This is a genomic window from Escherichia sp. MOD1-EC6021 (assembly GCF_002965245.1).
GTDB lineage: Bacteria > Pseudomonadota > Gammaproteobacteria > Enterobacterales > Enterobacteriaceae > Escherichia > Escherichia coli_F.
This window is the reverse complement of record NZ_PTRU01000007.1, coordinates 129,325-143,486: the sequence shown is the minus strand read 5'-3', so window position 1 is coordinate 143,486 and position 14,162 is coordinate 129,325. Positions and strand designations below refer to the sequence as shown.

Sequence of the window (14,162 nt, the reverse complement as noted above, 5' to 3'; positions counted from 1 at the left end):
CGCCTTATCCGGCTTTTCAGGCCGCAACGCCTGATGGCGCTTCGCTTATCAGGCCTACAAAACCATCGTAATACGTTGATATTGATTCATTTGTAGGCCGGATAAGGCGCAGCCGCCATCCGGCAAAAACACGAAGAGGCCAAAATGATCCGCGTCGAAAACGTCAGTAAAACCTTCATCCTGCACCAGCAAAACGGCGTGCGCCTGCCCGTCTTACAACGCGCCTCGCTCACCGTCAACGCAGGCGAATGCGTGGTGCTCCACGGCCATTCCGGCAGCGGGAAATCGACCCTGCTACGTTCGCTGTACGCCAACTATCTGCCCGACGAAGGGCAAATCCAGATTAAACACGGTGACGAATGGATAGACCTGGTCACCGCCCCAGCGCGCAAAGTGGTGGAAATCCGCAAAACCACTGTCGGCTGGGTAAGCCAGTTTCTGCGCGTCATCCCGCGTATTTCGGCACTGGAAGTGGTGATGCAGCCGCTGCTCGATACCGGCGTTCCGCGTGAAGCCTGCGCCGCTAAAGCCGCCCGATTACTGACGCGCCTGAACGTGCCTGAACGCCTGTGGCACCTGGCACCATCGACCTTCTCCGGCGGCGAACAGCAGCGCGTCAACATCGCCCGTGGCTTTATCGTCGACTATCCGATTCTGCTGCTGGATGAACCCACCGCCTCGCTGGACGCTAAAAACAGCGCCGCCGTAGTGGAACTGATCTGCGAAGCCAAAGCCCGCGGCGCGGCCATCGTCGGTATCTTCCATGACGAAGCCGTACGCAATGACGTCGCCGACCGCCTGCACCCAATGGGAGTCTCTTCATGATTATCAATAACGTCAAACTGGTGCTGGAAAATGAAGTGGTGCACGGTTCACTGGAAGTACAGGATGGCGAAATTCGCGCCTTTGCCGAAAGCCAGAGCCGCCTGCCAGAGGCGATGGACGGCGAAGGCGGCTGGCTGCTGCCGGGGCTGATTGAGCTGCATACCGACAACCTCGATAAATTCTTCACTCCGCGCCCAAAAGTGGACTGGCCTGCCCACTCGGCGATGAGCAGCCACGACGCGCTGATGGTGGCGAGCGGCATCACCACCGTGCTGGATGCCGTGGCGATTGGCGACGTGCGCGACGGCGGCGATCGGCTGGAGAATCTGGAGAAGATGATCAACGCCATCGAAGAGACGCAGAAACGCGGCGTCAACCGCGCCGAGCACCGTCTGCACCTGCGCTGTGAACTGCCACATCACACCACGCTGCCGCTGTTTGAAAAACTGGTGCAGCGCGAGCCGGTCACGCTGGTGTCGCTGATGGACCACTCACCGGGCCAGCGCCAGTTCGCCAATCGCGAGAAGTATCGCGAATATTACCAGGGCAAATACTCGCTCACCGATGCGCAGATGCAGCAGTACGAAGAGGAACAACTGGCGCTTGCCGCACGCTGGTCGCAGCCGAATCGCGAAACCATCGCCGCAATATGCCGCGCGCGACAAATTGCCCTCGCCAGCCACGATGACGCCACGCACGAGCACGTTGCCGAATCCCACCAGCTTGGCAGCGTAATCGCCGAATTTCCCACCACGTTCGAAGCGGCGGAAGCTTCGCGCAAGCATGGCATGAATGTATTGATGGGCGCGCCGAATATTGTGCGCGGCGGTTCGCACTCCGGCAACGTGGCGGCAAGCGAACTGGCACAGCTTGGCCTGCTGGATATCCTCTCTTCCGACTACTACCCCGCCAGCCTGCTCGATGCGGCATTTCGCGTCGCCGATGACGAGAGCAACCGCTTTACGCTGTCGCAGGCGGTGAAGCTGGTGACCAAAAATCCGGCGCAGGCGCTTAATCTTCAGGATCGCGGGGTGATTGGCGAGGGCAAACGCGCCGACCTGGTGCTGGCGCATCGCAAGGGCAACCACATTCATATCGATCACGTCTGGCGTCAGGGTAAAAGGGTGTTCTGATGACGGGAAAACTGATTTGGTTAATGGGGGCCTCTGGCTCCGGAAAAGACAGTCTGTTGACGGAACTCCGCCAGCGGGAACAAACTCAGCTACTGGTAGCGCATCGCTACATCACGCGCGCCGCCAGCGCCGGAAGTGAAAACCATATCGCCCTGAGCGAGCAGGAGTTTTTTACCCGCGCGGGGCAGAACCTTCTGGCCTTAAGCTGGCACGCCAACGGCCTGTATTATGGCATCGGCGTCGAGATTGACCTCTGGCTGCACGCCGGATTCGACGTGGTGGTCAACGGCTCACGTGCGCATCTGCCGCAGGCGCGGGCGCGCTATCAATCGGCGCTGCTGCCCATCTGTTTACAGGTTTCGCCAGAGATCCTGCGCCAGCGCCTGGAAAACCGTGGCCGTGAAAACGCCAGTGAAATTAACGCCCGCCTGGCGCGCGCCGCCCGCTATACTCCACTGGATTGCCATACGCTCAATAATGACGGCAGCCTGCGCCAGTCGGTCGACAAACTGCTGACGCTGATTCATCAGAAGGAGAAACACCATGCCTGCTTGTGAGCTTCGCCCGGCCACGCAGTACGACACCGACGCAGTTTACGCGCTGATTTGTGAGCTAAAACAGGCGGAGTTTGACCACCACGCGTTTCGCGTGGGGTTTAACGCCAATCTGCGCGACCCGAACATGCGCTACCATCTGGCGCTGCTGGATGGCGAAGTTGTCGGCATGATCGGCCTGCATTTGCAGTTTCATCTGCATCATGTCAACTGGATCGGCGAAATTCAGGAACTGGTGGTGATGCCGCAGGCGCGCGGTCTGAACGTCGGCAGTAAATTACTGGCATGGGCCGAAGAAGAAGCCCGCCAGGCCGGGGCCGAAATGACCGAGCTTTCCACCAACGTCAAGCGCCACGACGCGCACCGTTTCTATCTGCGCGAAGGCTACGAGCAGAGCCACTTCCGCTTCACCAAGGCGCTGTAACATGAGCCTGACCCTCACACTTACTGGCACTGGCGGCGCACAGGGTGTTCCCGCATGGGGCTGTGAGTGCGCGGCCTGCGCCAGAGCGCGGCGCTCACCGCAGTATCGCCGCCAGCCATGCAGCGGCGTCGTGAAGTTTAACGACGCGATCACCCTGATCGACGCCGGGCTGCACGATCTCGCCGATCGCTGGTCGCCCGGATCGTTCCAGCAGTTTTTGCTGACGCACTACCATATGGATCACGTGCAGGGGCTGTTTCCGCTGCGCTGGGGCGTGGGCGATTCGATCCCGGTCTACGGCCCGCCGGATGAACAGGGCTGCGACGATCTGTTTAAACATCCGGGCCTGCTTGATTTCAGCCACACGGTGGAGCCATTTGTGATGTTTGATTTGCAGGGATTACAGGTCACGCCGCTGCCGCTCAACCATTCGAAACTCACATTCGGTTACTTACTGGAAACGGCGCACAGCCGGGTGGCGTGGCTATCTGACACCTCTGGCCTTCCGGAAAAAACGCTGAAATTTTTACGCAATAATCATCCGCAGGTGATGGTGATTGATTGCAGTCACCCGCCGCGCGAGGATGCGCCACGCAATCACTGTGATTTAAACACCGTGCTGGCGCTGAATGAGATTATCCGCTCACCGCGCGTGATTTTGACGCATATCAGCCATCAGTTTGATGCGTGGCTGATGGAAAATGCGCTGCCATCGGGGGTTGAGGCGGGGTTTGATGGGATGGAGATTGGGGTGGAGTGATGGGTGAGGGGCGATGCCTGCTCTAGACTCAACATCACCGCCCATACTCATCTTCCATTCTCCGCTCTTCATCTTCTAGCTGCCGACGCTCTTGATCCAGCTGGCGCTGGCGATCGTCCAGCTGCTTGCGGCGATCTTCAAACTGGCGGCGGCGATCGTCATATTGTCTGCGCCGATCGTCGTTCACTTCACGCTGCCAGCCGTCGTCGCGCGAATCTTCATAGTCTCGCCCACGGTCAGGGTTATAAGCATCGTTAATCGCCTGCTGAATATTGCCAATGGTGTCGTCGATAATATCGGCCTGGGCCGGAACGGTGGACAGCGTGAGCAGGGTGAATAAAAGAAATAGCGGAAAACGTTTCATTAGCCAACCTCAAAAAGAAACTCTATCCACATTAGTCATTACTCATCCATGCAAGTAGTGGATGAATCTCAATTTTTCCGCTGCTCTATTGCCGTAATCGCCTCCACGCGTTGTTGATGACGACCGCCTTCGTACTGCGCGCCCAGCCACACATCCACAATCATTTTTGCCAGTTCGAGGCCAACCACTCGTGAACCAAAAGCCAGTGCAACTTCACTGGCGTAATGCGGATAATCAGTGCGCTCTGACGACCTGGTTTCTTTATCAATCCCCTCACTCATTGACCATGAATAAAAGGCTGGCACAGCAACGCAGAATCCTGCGGTGCCAGCGACATGACCGCCCATTGCTCCGGTACGTTTTTTAATAAGAAACACCGGTTGCATTGATTAATTGTGCTCAGTATTTGCCGAAGTACAATATATATAATAAATATATAAAACACCTCATATTATTTACAGAGATAATAAATTCGCGTACTTTTCCCTCTTCAGCACAAATGCCTAATAAAATGGCTCGTTCCGCTCACACTTCCACTTATTAAAGTCGCAAATTCCCAATTATGATAACGCCAGCTTTAAATGACGTATTTTTCATGGATTACATATTTACGACATAAATGATAAATGGAGATTTATATGAATAACTCTCGGTTATTCCGTTTGAGCAGGATTGTTATTGCGTTAACTGCCGCCAGCGGCATGATGGTAAATACCGCTCACGCAACAGATGAAGCGAAAGCCGCGACTCAATATACCCAGCAGGTTAATCAGCATTACGCAAAATCATTACCGTTTAGCGATCGTCAGGACTTTGACGATGCCCAGCGCGGATTTATCGCCCCGCTGCTGGATGAAGGTATTCTGCGCGATGCGAATGGCAAAGTTTACTACCGCGCGGATGATTACAAATTTGATATTAATGCCGCTGCGCCGGAAACCGTAAACCCCAGCCTGTGGCGTCAGTCGCAAATCAACGGCATTTCTGGCCTGTTCAAAGTCACCGATAAAATGTATCAGGTGCGCGGCCAGGATATCTCTAACATTACATTCGTGGAAGGCGAGAAAGGCATTATTGTTATCGACCCGCTGGTAACGCCGCCTGCCGCAAAAGCCGCACTTGACCTCTATTATCAACATCGTCCACAAAAACCGATTGTTGCTGTTATTTATACTCACAGCCACACCGACCACTATGGCGGCGTGAAAGGCATTATCTCTGAAGCGGATGTTAAATCCGGCAAAGTGCAGGTGATCGCTCCGGCAGGCTTTATGGACGAAGCCATCAGTGAAAACGTGCTGGCGGGTAACATCATGAGCCGCCGTGCGCTTTACTCTTACGGTCTGTTACTGCCGCACAACGAGCAAGGCAACGTGGGCAACGGCCTGGGCGTGACGCTGGCAACGGGCGACCCGAGCATTATTGCGCCAACCAAAACGATTGTCAGAACTGGCGAGAAGATGGTTATCGACGGTCTGGAGTTTGACTTTCTGATGACTCCGGGTAGCGAAGCTCCAGCCGAAATGCACTTCTATATTCCGGCCCTGAAAGCCCTGTGTACCGCCGAAAACGCCACGCATACCCTGCACAACTTCTACACCCTGCGCGGCGCGAAAACCCGCGACACCAGCAAGTGGACAGAGTATCTGAACGAAACGCTGGATATGTGGGGTAACGACGCGGAAGTACTGTTTATGCCGCACACCTGGCCGGTCTGGGGCAATAAGCATATCAATGATTATATTGGTAAATATCGCGATACTATCAAATACATTCACGACCAGACCCTGCACCTGGCGAACCAGGGTTACACCATGAATGAAATTGGCGACATGATTAAGCTGCCACCTGCGCTTGCCAATAACTGGGCCAGCCGCGGCTATTACGGTTCTGTTAGCCACAACGCCCGTGCAGTGTATAACTTCTATCTCGGCTATTATGACGGCAATCCAGCTAACCTACATCCGTACGGTCAGGTGGAGATGGGCAAACGTTACGTGAAAGCGCTGGGCGGTTCCGCCCGTGTCATCAACCTGGCGCAAGAAGCGAACAAGCAAGGGGATTACCGCTGGTCAGCAGAGTTGCTGAAACAGGTGATTGCCGCCAATCCGGGTGACCAGGTGGCGAAGAATCTGCAAGCGAATAACTTTGAACAGCTGGGCTATCAGGCCGAGTCCGCCACCTGGCGCGGTTTCTACCTGACCGGCGCAAAAGAGCTGCGCGAAGGGGTGCATAAGTTCAGCCACGGCACCACGGGTTCTCCGGACACCCTTCGCGGGATGTCGGTCGAAATGCTGTTCGACTTTATGGCCGTTCGCCTCGATAGCGCGAAAGCCGCAGGTAAGAATATCAGCCTGAACTTCAATATGAGCAACGGCGATAACCTCAACCTGACGCTGAACGATAGCGTGCTTAACTACCGTAAAACGCTGCAACCTGAAGCCAACGCCTCTTTCTACATCAGCCGTGAAGATCTTCACGCCGTGCTGACCGGACAAGCCAAAATGGCGGATCTGGTAAAAGCGAAGAAAGCCAAAATTATTGGCAATGGCGCGAAACTGGAAGAAATTATTGCCTGTCTGGATAATTTCGATTTGTGGGTGAATATCGTAACCCCAAATTAATGCCACTCACTTTTGGGGGCGCTTAAGCCCCCAAAAGTATTTATTTTAAAAATACATACAACCAATTAATACATAAAATATATAAGTTATGAATGCGGTGGCTGAATAAAGCTATTTTTATTCATCGAGAAAATAGCCATACTGACGCCTTCAATGGATATTGATATTCACTACAGATATTGTTCGCAGCAGACAGGATGTATTTAATATGCCAACAGTTCTCTCTCGCATGGCGATGCAACTCAAAAAAACAGCCTGGATAATTCCCGTCTTCATGGTTTCGGGATGCTCATTATCTCCGGCAATCCCGGTGATCGGCGCTTATTATCCCAGCTGGTTTTTCTGCGCCATTGCCAGCCTTATTTTGACGCTCATCACGAGGCGAATTATTCAGCGGGCAAATATCAATCTGGCATTTGTCGGAATTATTTATACCGCCCTTTTTGCTCTCTACGCCATGCTGTTCTGGCTGGCATTTTTCTAATCTATTTGAGACGCGCTCATGGAAAGTACGCCGAAAAAAGCTCCTCGCAGTAAATTCCCTGCTCTGTTAGTGGTTGCGTTGGCGCTGGTTGCCCTTGTTTTCGTTATCTGGCGCGTAGACAGTGCGCCATCAACTAATGACGCCTACGCGTCAGCAGATACCATTGATGTGGTGCCGGAAGTCAGCGGTCGCATTGTAGAACTGGCGGTCACCGACAACCAGGCGGTGAAACAGGGCGATTTGCTGTTCCGCATCGACTCGCGCCCGTACGAAGCCAATCTGGCGAAAGCCGAAGCCTCCCTCGCGGCGCTGGATAAGCAAATTATGCTCACCCAGCGTAGCGTTGACGCACAACAGTTTGGTGCCGACTCGGTTAATGCCACGGTAGAAAAAGCCCGTGCCGCCGCGAAACAGGCCAGTGATACATTACGCCGCACCGAGCCATTACTGAAAGAAGGTTTCGTCTCAGCGGAAGACGTTGACCGTGCAAGAACGGCGCAGCGCGCCGCAGAAGCAGATCTTAATGCCGTATTGTTGCAGGCGCAGTCAGCCGCCAGCGCCGTCAGCGGCGTGGATGCGCTGGTGGCGCAACGTGCGGCAGTGGAAGCGGATATTGCGTTGACGAAACTGCATCTGGAAATGGCGACCGTTCGCGCGCCGTTTGATGGCCGAGTCATTTCCCTCAAAACCTCGGTTGGGCAATTTGCTTCTGCCATGCGCCCTATTTTCACCCTAATCGACACTCGTCACTGGTACGTGATCGCCAACTTCCGCGAAACCGATCTGAAAAATATTCGCTCGGGTACACCCGCAACGATTCGCCTGATGAGCGACAGCGGCAAAACCTTCGAGGGTAAAGTGGATTCGATTGGCTACGGCGTGCTACCGGATGACGGCGGTCTGGTGCTGGGCGGCCTGCCGAAAGTGTCTCGTTCTATTAACTGGGTCCGCGTTGCCCAGCGTTTTCCGGTCAAAATCATGGTTGAAAAACCTGACCCGGAAATGTTCCGCATCGGCGCTTCGGCAGTCGCTAATCTTGAGCCGCAATAATGAGCGCGCTCAACTCCCTGCCATTACCGGTGGTCAGGCTGCTGGCGTTCTTTCATGAAGAGTTAAGCGAGCGGCGACCAGGCCGCGTGCCGCAGACTATGCAACTCTGGGTAGGCTGCTTGCTGGTGATTCTGATCTCGATGACTTTTGAGATCCCTTTTGTGGCGTTATCACTGGCAGTGCTGTTTTACGGTATTCAGTCGAACGCGTTTTACACCAAATTTGTCGCGATCTTGTTTGTGGTCGCCACGATGCTGGAAATCGCCAGCCTGTTTTTGATCTACAAATGGTCATATGGCGAACCGTTGATCCGATTGATCATTGCCGGACCGATCCTGATGGGCTGTATGTTTTTGATGCGCACCCATCGGTTGGGGCTGGTCTTTTTCGCCGTCGCCATTGTCGCTATTTACGGGCAAACCTTCCCCGCCATGCTCGACTATCCGGAAGTGGTCGTGCGCTTAACGCTGTGGTGTATCGTTGTCGGCCTCTACCCGACGTTATTGATGACGTTAATCGGCGTGCTGTGGTTTCCCAGCCGTGCTATCACGCAGATGCATCAGGTGCTTAATGATCGGCTTGATGATGCCATTAGCCACCTGACGGACAGCCTCGCACCGCTACCCGAAACGCGGATTGAAAGAGAGGCGCTGGCGCTGCAAAAACTCAATGTCTTTTGCCTCGCGGACGATGCCAACTGGCGAACTCAGAGCGCATGGTGGCAAAGCTGCGTGGCAACGGTAACCTACATTTACTCGACGCTGAATCGCTACGATCCCACCTCTTTTGCTGATTCTCAGGCAATTATTGAATTTCGGCAAAAATTAGCCTCAGAAATCAACAAACTGCAGCATGCCATTGCCGAAGGTCAGCGCTGGCAAAGCGACTGGCGGATCACTGAAAGTGAAGCGATGGCGGCACGGGAATGTAACCTGGAGAATATCTGCCAGACATTGTTGCAACTGGGTCAGATGGACCCAAATACGCCGCCAACGCCCGCCGCCAAACCGCCATCAATGGTCGCCGATGCTTTTACCAATCCAGACTATATGCGCTACGCGGTAAAAACGCTGCTCGCCTGTTTGATCTGTTACACCTTCTACAGCGGCGTGGACTGGGAAGGCATTCACACCTGTATGCTGACCTGCGTGATCGTCGCTAACCCCAATGTCGGTTCGTCGTACCAGAAGATGGTGTTGCGTTTTGGCGGGGCTTTTTCCGGCGCAATTCTGGCGCTGTTATTCACGCTACTGGTCATGCCCTGGCTGGACAATATTGTCGAATTGCTATTTGTGCTGGCACCGATTTTCCTGTTAGGCGCATGGATTGCCACCAGCTCTGAACGCTCTTCTTATATCGGCACACAGATGGTGGTCACCTTCGCGCTCGCCACGCTCGAAAACGTTTTTGGCCCGGTGTACGACCTGGTGGAAATTCGCGATCGCGCCCTGGGTATCATCATTGGTACCGTGGTGTCCGCGGTGATTTACACCTTTGTCTGGCCTGAAAGTGAAGCGCGCACACTGCCGCAAAAACTGGCTGGCGCGCTGGGTATGTTGAGTAAAGTAATGCGGATCCCACGCCAGCAGGAAGTCACGGCTCTGCGCACTTATCTGCAAATTCGTATAGGTCTGCATGCGGCGTTTAATGCCTGTGAAGAGATGTGCCAACGCGTGGCGCTGGAGCGTCAACTGGACAGCGAAGAACGCGCGTTACTGATTGAACGTTCGCAAACGGTTATTCGTCAGGGCCGCGATATTCTTCACGCCTGGGATGCAACCTGGAACTCGGCGCAGGCGCTGGATAACGCACTACAGCCGGACAGAGCAGGCCTGTTTGCCGACGCACTGGAGAAATACGCCGCCGGCCTGGCAAGCGCATTCAGTCGTTCTCCTCAAATAACGCTTGAAGAAACACCCGCCTCGCAGGCCATTCTGCCGACCTTATTAAAACAGGAGCAACACGTCTGCCAGCTTTTCGCCCGCTTGCCAGACTGGACAGCCCCGGCATTAACGCCCGCCACGGAACAGGCACAAGGAGCCACGCAATGATCAATCGTCAACTTTCACGCCTGCTGTTGTGCAGCATTCTCGGCAGCACGACGCTGATTTCCGGCTGTGCCCTGGTACGTAAGGATTCTGCGCCTCATCAACAGCTCAAACCGGAACAAATCAAACTGGCCGATGATATTCATCTTGCCAGCTCCGGTTGGCCGCAGGCGCAGTGGTGGAAACAACTCAATGACCCGCAGTTGGATGCTTTGATCCAACGGACGCTAAGTGGTTCACACACCCTCGCCGAAGCGAAACTGCGGGAAGAAAAAGCGCAGTCGCAGGCCGATTTGTTAGATGCCGGTTCACAATTACAGGTCGCAGCGTTAGGGATGCTCAACCGCCAACGTGTCTCGGCGAACGGCTTTTTAAGCCCTTATGCTATGGATGCGCCAGCACTGGGTATGGACGGGCCGTACTATACGGAAGCCACAGTCGGTTTGTTTGCCGGACTGGATCTTGATTTGTGGGGTGTGCATCGCTCAGCGGTTGCTGCCGCCATTGGCGCGCATAATGCCGCGCTGGCAGAAACAGCAGCAGTGGAGTTATCACTCACAACGGGCGTGGCGCAGCTTTATTACAGCATGCAGGCCAGCTACCAGATGCTCGATCTGTTAGAACAAACACGCGATGTGATTGATTACGCGGTGAAAGCGCACCAGAGCAAAGTGGCGCACGGCCTGGAAGCGCAAGTGCCTTTCCACGGCGCGCGGGCGCAGATTCTGGCGGTCGATAAACAAATTGCTGCCGTTAAAGGGCAAATCACCGAAACGCGAGAATCTCTGCGTGCATTGATTGGCGCAGGAGCCAGCGATATGCCGGAGATCAAAGCGGTGGCATTACCGCAAGTCCAGACCGGTATTCCGGCGACACTCTCTTATGAGTTGCTCGCCAGACGCCCGGATCTGCAAGCCATGCGCTGGTATGTTCAGGCGTCATTAGATCAGGTGGATTCCGCGCGGGCGCTGTTCTATCCGAGCTTTGATATCAAAGCGTTTTTCGGCCTGGATTCTATCCACCTGGATACCTTATTCAAAAAAACCAGTCGCCAGTTCAACTTTATCCCAGGTCTGAAATTGCCGCTGTTTGACGGTGGACGGTTGAATGCCAATCTCGAAGGCACGCGCGCCGCCAGCAACATGATGATTGAACGTTACAACCAGTCAGTACTGAATGCGGTGCGCGACGTTGCAGTCAACGGCACGCGTCTGCAAACGCTCAACGACGAGCGGGAGATGCAGGCAGAACGCGTAGAAGCAACGCGCTTCACCCAGCGCGCTGCCGACGCCGCCTACCAACGAGGCTTAACCAGTCGCTTACAGGCCACCGAAGCCCAGTTGCCGGTGCTTGCCGAGGAGATGTCATTACTGATGCTGGACAGCCGCCGGGTGATCCAAAGCATTCAGTTGATGAAATCGCTGGGCGGCGGGTATCAGGCGGCTCCCGTCGTCGAGAAAAAATAAAATGTCTACCGCGTGATGGCTGTCACGCGGTATTTCGTTTCGTCACGTCAAAACTGACGACAGCCTGTTTTTCGTCAGAGTTTTGAATAAATAGTGCCCGTAATATCAGGGAATGACCCCAAATAAAATGTGGCATAAAAGATGCATACTGTAGTCGAGAGCGCGTATGCGTGATTTGATTAACTGGAGCGAGACCGATGAAAAAAGTCGTCACGGTTTGCCCCTATTGCGCATCAGGTTGCAAAATCAACCTGGTCGTCGATAACGGCAAAATCGTCCGGGCGGAGGCAGCGCAGGGCAAAACCAACCAGGGTACCCTGTGTCTGAAGGGGTATTATGGCTGGGATTTCATTAACGATACCCAGATCCTGACCCCGCGCCTGAAAACCCCCATGATTCGTCGCCAGCGTGGCGGCAAACTCGAACCTGTTTCCTGGGATGAGGCACTGAATTACGTTGCCGAGCGCCTGAGCGCCATCAAAGAGAAGTACGGTCCGGATGCCATCCAGACGACCGGCTCCTCGCGTGGTACGGGTAACGAAACCAACTATGTAATGCAAAAATTTGCGCGCGCCGTTATTGGTACCAATAACGTTGATTGCTGCGCTCGTGTCTGACACGGCCCATCGGTTGCAGGTCTGCACCAATCGGTCGGTAATGGCGCAATGAGCAATGCTATTAACGAAATTGATAATACCGATTTAGTGTTCGTTTTCGGGTACAACCCGGCGGATTCCCACCCTATCGTGGCGAATCACGTAATTAACGCTAAACGTAACGGGGCGAAAATTATCGTCTGCGATCCGCGCAAAATTGAAACCGCGCGCATTGCTGACATGCACATTGCACTGAAAAACGGCTCGAATATCGCGCTGTTGAATGCAATGGGCCATGTCATTATTGAAGAAAATCTGTACGACAAAGCGTTCGTCGCTTCCCGTACAGAAGGCTTTGAAGAGTATCGTAAAATCGTTGAAGGCTACACGCCAGAGTCGGTTGAAGATATCACCGGCGTCAGCGCCAGTGAGATTCGTCAGGCGGCGCGGATGTATGCCCAGGCGAAAAGCGCCGCCATCCTGTGGGGCATGGGTGTAACCCAGTTCTACCAGGGCGTGGAAACCGTGCGTTCTCTGACCAGCCTCGCGATGCTGACCGGTAACCTCGGTAAGCCGCATGCGGGTGTAAACCCGGTTCGTGGGCAAAACAACGTGCAGGGTGCCTGCGATATGGGCGCGCTGCCAGATACTTACCCTGGCTACCAGTACGTGAAAGATCCGGCTAACCGCGAGAAATTCGCCAAAGCCTGGGGTGTAGAGAGTCTGCCAGCACATACCGGTTATCGCATCAGCGAGCTACCGCATCGCGCAGCGCATGGTGAAGTGCGTGCCGCGTACATTATGGGCGAAGATCCGCTACAAACTGACGCGGAGCTGTCGGCAGTACGTAAAGCCTTTGAAGATCTGGAACTGGTCATCGTTCAGGACATCTTTATGACCAAAACCGCGTCGGCGGCGGATGTCATTTTACCGTCAACGTCGTGGGGCGAGCATGAAGGCGTGTTTACTGCGGCTGACCGTGGCTTCCAGCGTTTCTTCAAAGCAGTTGAACCGAAATGGGATCTGAAAACGGACTGGCAGATTATCAGTGAAATCGCCACCCGTATGGGTTATCCGATGCACTACAACAACACCCAGGAGATCTGGGATGAGTTGCGTCATCTGTGCCCGGATTTCTACGGTGCGACTTACGAGAAAATGGGCGAACTGGGCTTCATTCAGTGGCCTTGTCGCGATACTTCAGATGCCGATCAGGGGACTTCTTATCTGTTTAAAGAGAAGTTTGATACTCCGAACGGTCTGGCGCAGTTCTTCACCTGCGACTGGGTAGCGCCAATCGACAAACTCACCGACGAGTATCCGATGGTACTGTCAACGGTGCGTGAAGTCGGTCACTACTCTTGCCGTTCGATGACCGGTAACTGTGCGGCACTGGCGGCGCTGGCTGATGAACCTGGCTACGCACAAATCAATACCGAAGACGCCAAACGTCTGGGTATTGAAGATGAGGCATTGGTTTGGGTGCACTCGCGTAAAGGCAAAATTATCACCCGTGCGCAGGTCAGCGATCGTCCGAACAAAGGGGCGATTTACATGACCTACCAGTGGTGGATTGGTGCCTGTAACGAGCTGGTTACCGAAAACTTAAGCCCGATTACGAAAACGCCGGAATACAAATACTGCGCCGTGCGCGTCGAGCCGATCGCCGATCAGCGCGCCGCCGAGCAGTACGTGATTGACGAGTACAACAAGTTGAAAACTCGCCTGCGCGAAGCGGCACTGGCGTAATACAGTCCTTTCTACAGCCTCCTTTCGGAGGCTGTTTTTTTATCCATTCGAACTCTTTATACTGGTTACTCCCTACCCAATCGTA

The 14,162-nt window shown here is 54.4% G+C and carries 13 protein-coding genes; 11 read left to right on the top strand and 2 right to left on the bottom strand.

From position 1 onward, the window contains the following. Positions 1-144: 144 nt before the first annotated feature. Genes phnL through phnP form a run of 5 tightly spaced genes read left to right on the top strand, consistent with a single transcriptional unit; the run spans position 145 to position 3,696 of the window. Entirely contained in the window at positions 145-825 is a 681-nt protein-coding gene (gene phnL, locus BEB54_RS10705; RefSeq protein WP_105277344.1) for a phosphonate C-P lyase system protein PhnL, read from the top strand. Further along, the gene (phnM, locus tag BEB54_RS10700; protein ID WP_105277343.1) at positions 822-1,958 is read left to right on the top strand and encodes an alpha-D-ribose 1-methylphosphonate 5-triphosphate diphosphatase; all 1,137 of its coding nucleotides are present in this window, start codon (positions 822-824) and stop codon (positions 1,956-1,958) included. The genes phnL and phnM overlap by 4 nt, the downstream gene beginning before the upstream one ends. Continuing rightward, a complete protein-coding gene (gene phnN, locus BEB54_RS10695; RefSeq protein WP_105277342.1) occupies positions 1,958-2,515 on the top strand; it encodes a ribose 1,5-bisphosphokinase in 558 nt (185 codons plus the stop codon). Before phnM ends, phnN begins: the two co-directional genes overlap by 1 nt. Continuing rightward, the gene (gene phnO / locus BEB54_RS10690; protein ID WP_001110490.1) at positions 2,502-2,936 is read left to right on the top strand and encodes an aminoalkylphosphonate N-acetyltransferase; all 435 of its coding nucleotides are present in this window, start codon (positions 2,502-2,504) and stop codon (positions 2,934-2,936) included. The genes phnN and phnO overlap by 14 nt, the downstream gene beginning before the upstream one ends. Position 2,937: 1 nt before the next feature. Continuing rightward, positions 2,938-3,696, top strand: a complete 759-nt coding sequence (gene phnP, locus BEB54_RS10685; RefSeq protein WP_105277341.1) for a phosphonate metabolism protein PhnP — start codon at positions 2,938-2,940, stop codon at positions 3,694-3,696. Between the two features lie 34 nt (positions 3,697-3,730). Here phnP and yjdP read toward each other — a convergent pair whose 3' ends face one another. Beyond that, on the bottom strand, positions 3,731-4,060 hold the full coding sequence (gene yjdP, locus BEB54_RS10680; protein WP_105277340.1) for a DDRRRQL repeat protein YjdP: 330 nt from the start codon (positions 4,058-4,060) through the stop codon (positions 3,731-3,733). Positions 4,061-4,128: 68 nt separating this feature from the next. Continuing rightward, complete coding sequence (locus BEB54_RS10675; RefSeq protein WP_001183292.1) at positions 4,129-4,446, bottom strand: RpiB/LacA/LacB family sugar-phosphate isomerase; 318 nt, start codon at positions 4,444-4,446, stop codon at positions 4,129-4,131. Positions 4,447-4,698: 252 nt separating this feature from the next. On the opposite strand from BEB54_RS10675, the gene yjcS reads away from it, so the two are divergent. The 6 genes from yjcS (at position 4,699) to fdhF (ending at position 14,077) form a co-directional block, all read left to right on the top strand. Continuing rightward, on the top strand, positions 4,699-6,684 hold the full coding sequence (gene yjcS, locus BEB54_RS10670; RefSeq protein ID WP_105277339.1) for an alkyl sulfatase YjcS: 1,986 nt from the start codon (positions 4,699-4,701) through the stop codon (positions 6,682-6,684). Positions 6,685-6,892: 208 nt separating this feature from the next. Beyond that, a complete protein-coding gene (locus tag BEB54_RS10665) occupies positions 6,893-7,168 on the top strand; it encodes a YtcA family lipoprotein (protein ID WP_001305715.1) in 276 nt (91 codons plus the stop codon). Positions 7,169-7,186: 18 nt separating this feature from the next. Beyond that, on the top strand, positions 7,187-8,218 hold the full coding sequence (gene mdtN, locus BEB54_RS10660; protein WP_105277338.1) for a multidrug efflux transporter periplasmic adaptor subunit MdtN: 1,032 nt from the start codon (positions 7,187-7,189) through the stop codon (positions 8,216-8,218). Next, a complete protein-coding gene (gene mdtO / locus BEB54_RS10655; RefSeq protein ID WP_105277337.1) occupies positions 8,218-10,269 on the top strand; it encodes a multidrug efflux transporter permease subunit MdtO in 2,052 nt (683 codons plus the stop codon). The genes mdtN and mdtO overlap by 1 nt, the downstream gene beginning before the upstream one ends. After that, positions 10,266-11,732 carry a multidrug efflux transporter outer membrane subunit MdtP gene (gene mdtP / locus BEB54_RS10650; RefSeq protein ID WP_105277336.1) on the top strand — a complete coding sequence of 489 codons (1,467 nt, stop codon included), beginning with the start codon at positions 10,266-10,268 and terminating at the stop codon, positions 11,730-11,732. The genes mdtO and mdtP overlap by 4 nt, the downstream gene beginning before the upstream one ends. A gap of 197 nt (positions 11,733-11,929) precedes the next feature. Further along, a complete protein-coding gene (gene fdhF, locus BEB54_RS10645) occupies positions 11,930-14,077 on the top strand; it encodes a formate dehydrogenase subunit alpha (RefSeq protein WP_001300547.1) in 2,148 nt (715 codons plus the stop codon). The last annotated feature ends 85 nt before the right edge of the window (positions 14,078-14,162 follow it).

Excerpts from the sequence above, each read along its gene's own strand:
- phnL (WP_105277344.1), top strand. The coding sequence starts at position 145 with ATGATCCGCGTCGAAAACGTCAGTAAAACCTTCATCCTGCACCAGCAA.
- phnM (WP_105277343.1), top strand. The coding sequence starts at position 822 with ATGATTATCAATAACGTCAAACTGGTGCTGGAAAATGAAGTGGTGCAC.
- phnN (WP_105277342.1), top strand. The coding sequence starts at position 1,958 with ATGACGGGAAAACTGATTTGGTTAATGGGGGCCTCTGGCTCCGGAAAA.
- phnO (WP_001110490.1), top strand. The coding sequence starts at position 2,502 with ATGCCTGCTTGTGAGCTTCGCCCGGCCACGCAGTACGACACCGACGCA.
- phnP (WP_105277341.1), top strand. The coding sequence starts at position 2,938 with ATGAGCCTGACCCTCACACTTACTGGCACTGGCGGCGCACAGGGTGTT.
- yjdP (WP_105277340.1), bottom strand. The coding sequence starts at position 4,060 with ATGAAACGTTTTCCGCTATTTCTTTTATTCACCCTGCTCACGCTGTCC.
- BEB54_RS10675 (WP_001183292.1), bottom strand. The coding sequence starts at position 4,446 with ATGCAACCGGTGTTTCTTATTAAAAAACGTACCGGAGCAATGGGCGGT.
- yjcS (WP_105277339.1), top strand. The coding sequence starts at position 4,699 with ATGAATAACTCTCGGTTATTCCGTTTGAGCAGGATTGTTATTGCGTTA.
- BEB54_RS10665 (WP_001305715.1), top strand. The coding sequence starts at position 6,893 with ATGCCAACAGTTCTCTCTCGCATGGCGATGCAACTCAAAAAAACAGCC.
- mdtN (WP_105277338.1), top strand. The coding sequence starts at position 7,187 with ATGGAAAGTACGCCGAAAAAAGCTCCTCGCAGTAAATTCCCTGCTCTG.
- mdtO (WP_105277337.1), top strand. The coding sequence starts at position 8,218 with ATGAGCGCGCTCAACTCCCTGCCATTACCGGTGGTCAGGCTGCTGGCG.
- mdtP (WP_105277336.1), top strand. The coding sequence starts at position 10,266 with ATGATCAATCGTCAACTTTCACGCCTGCTGTTGTGCAGCATTCTCGGC.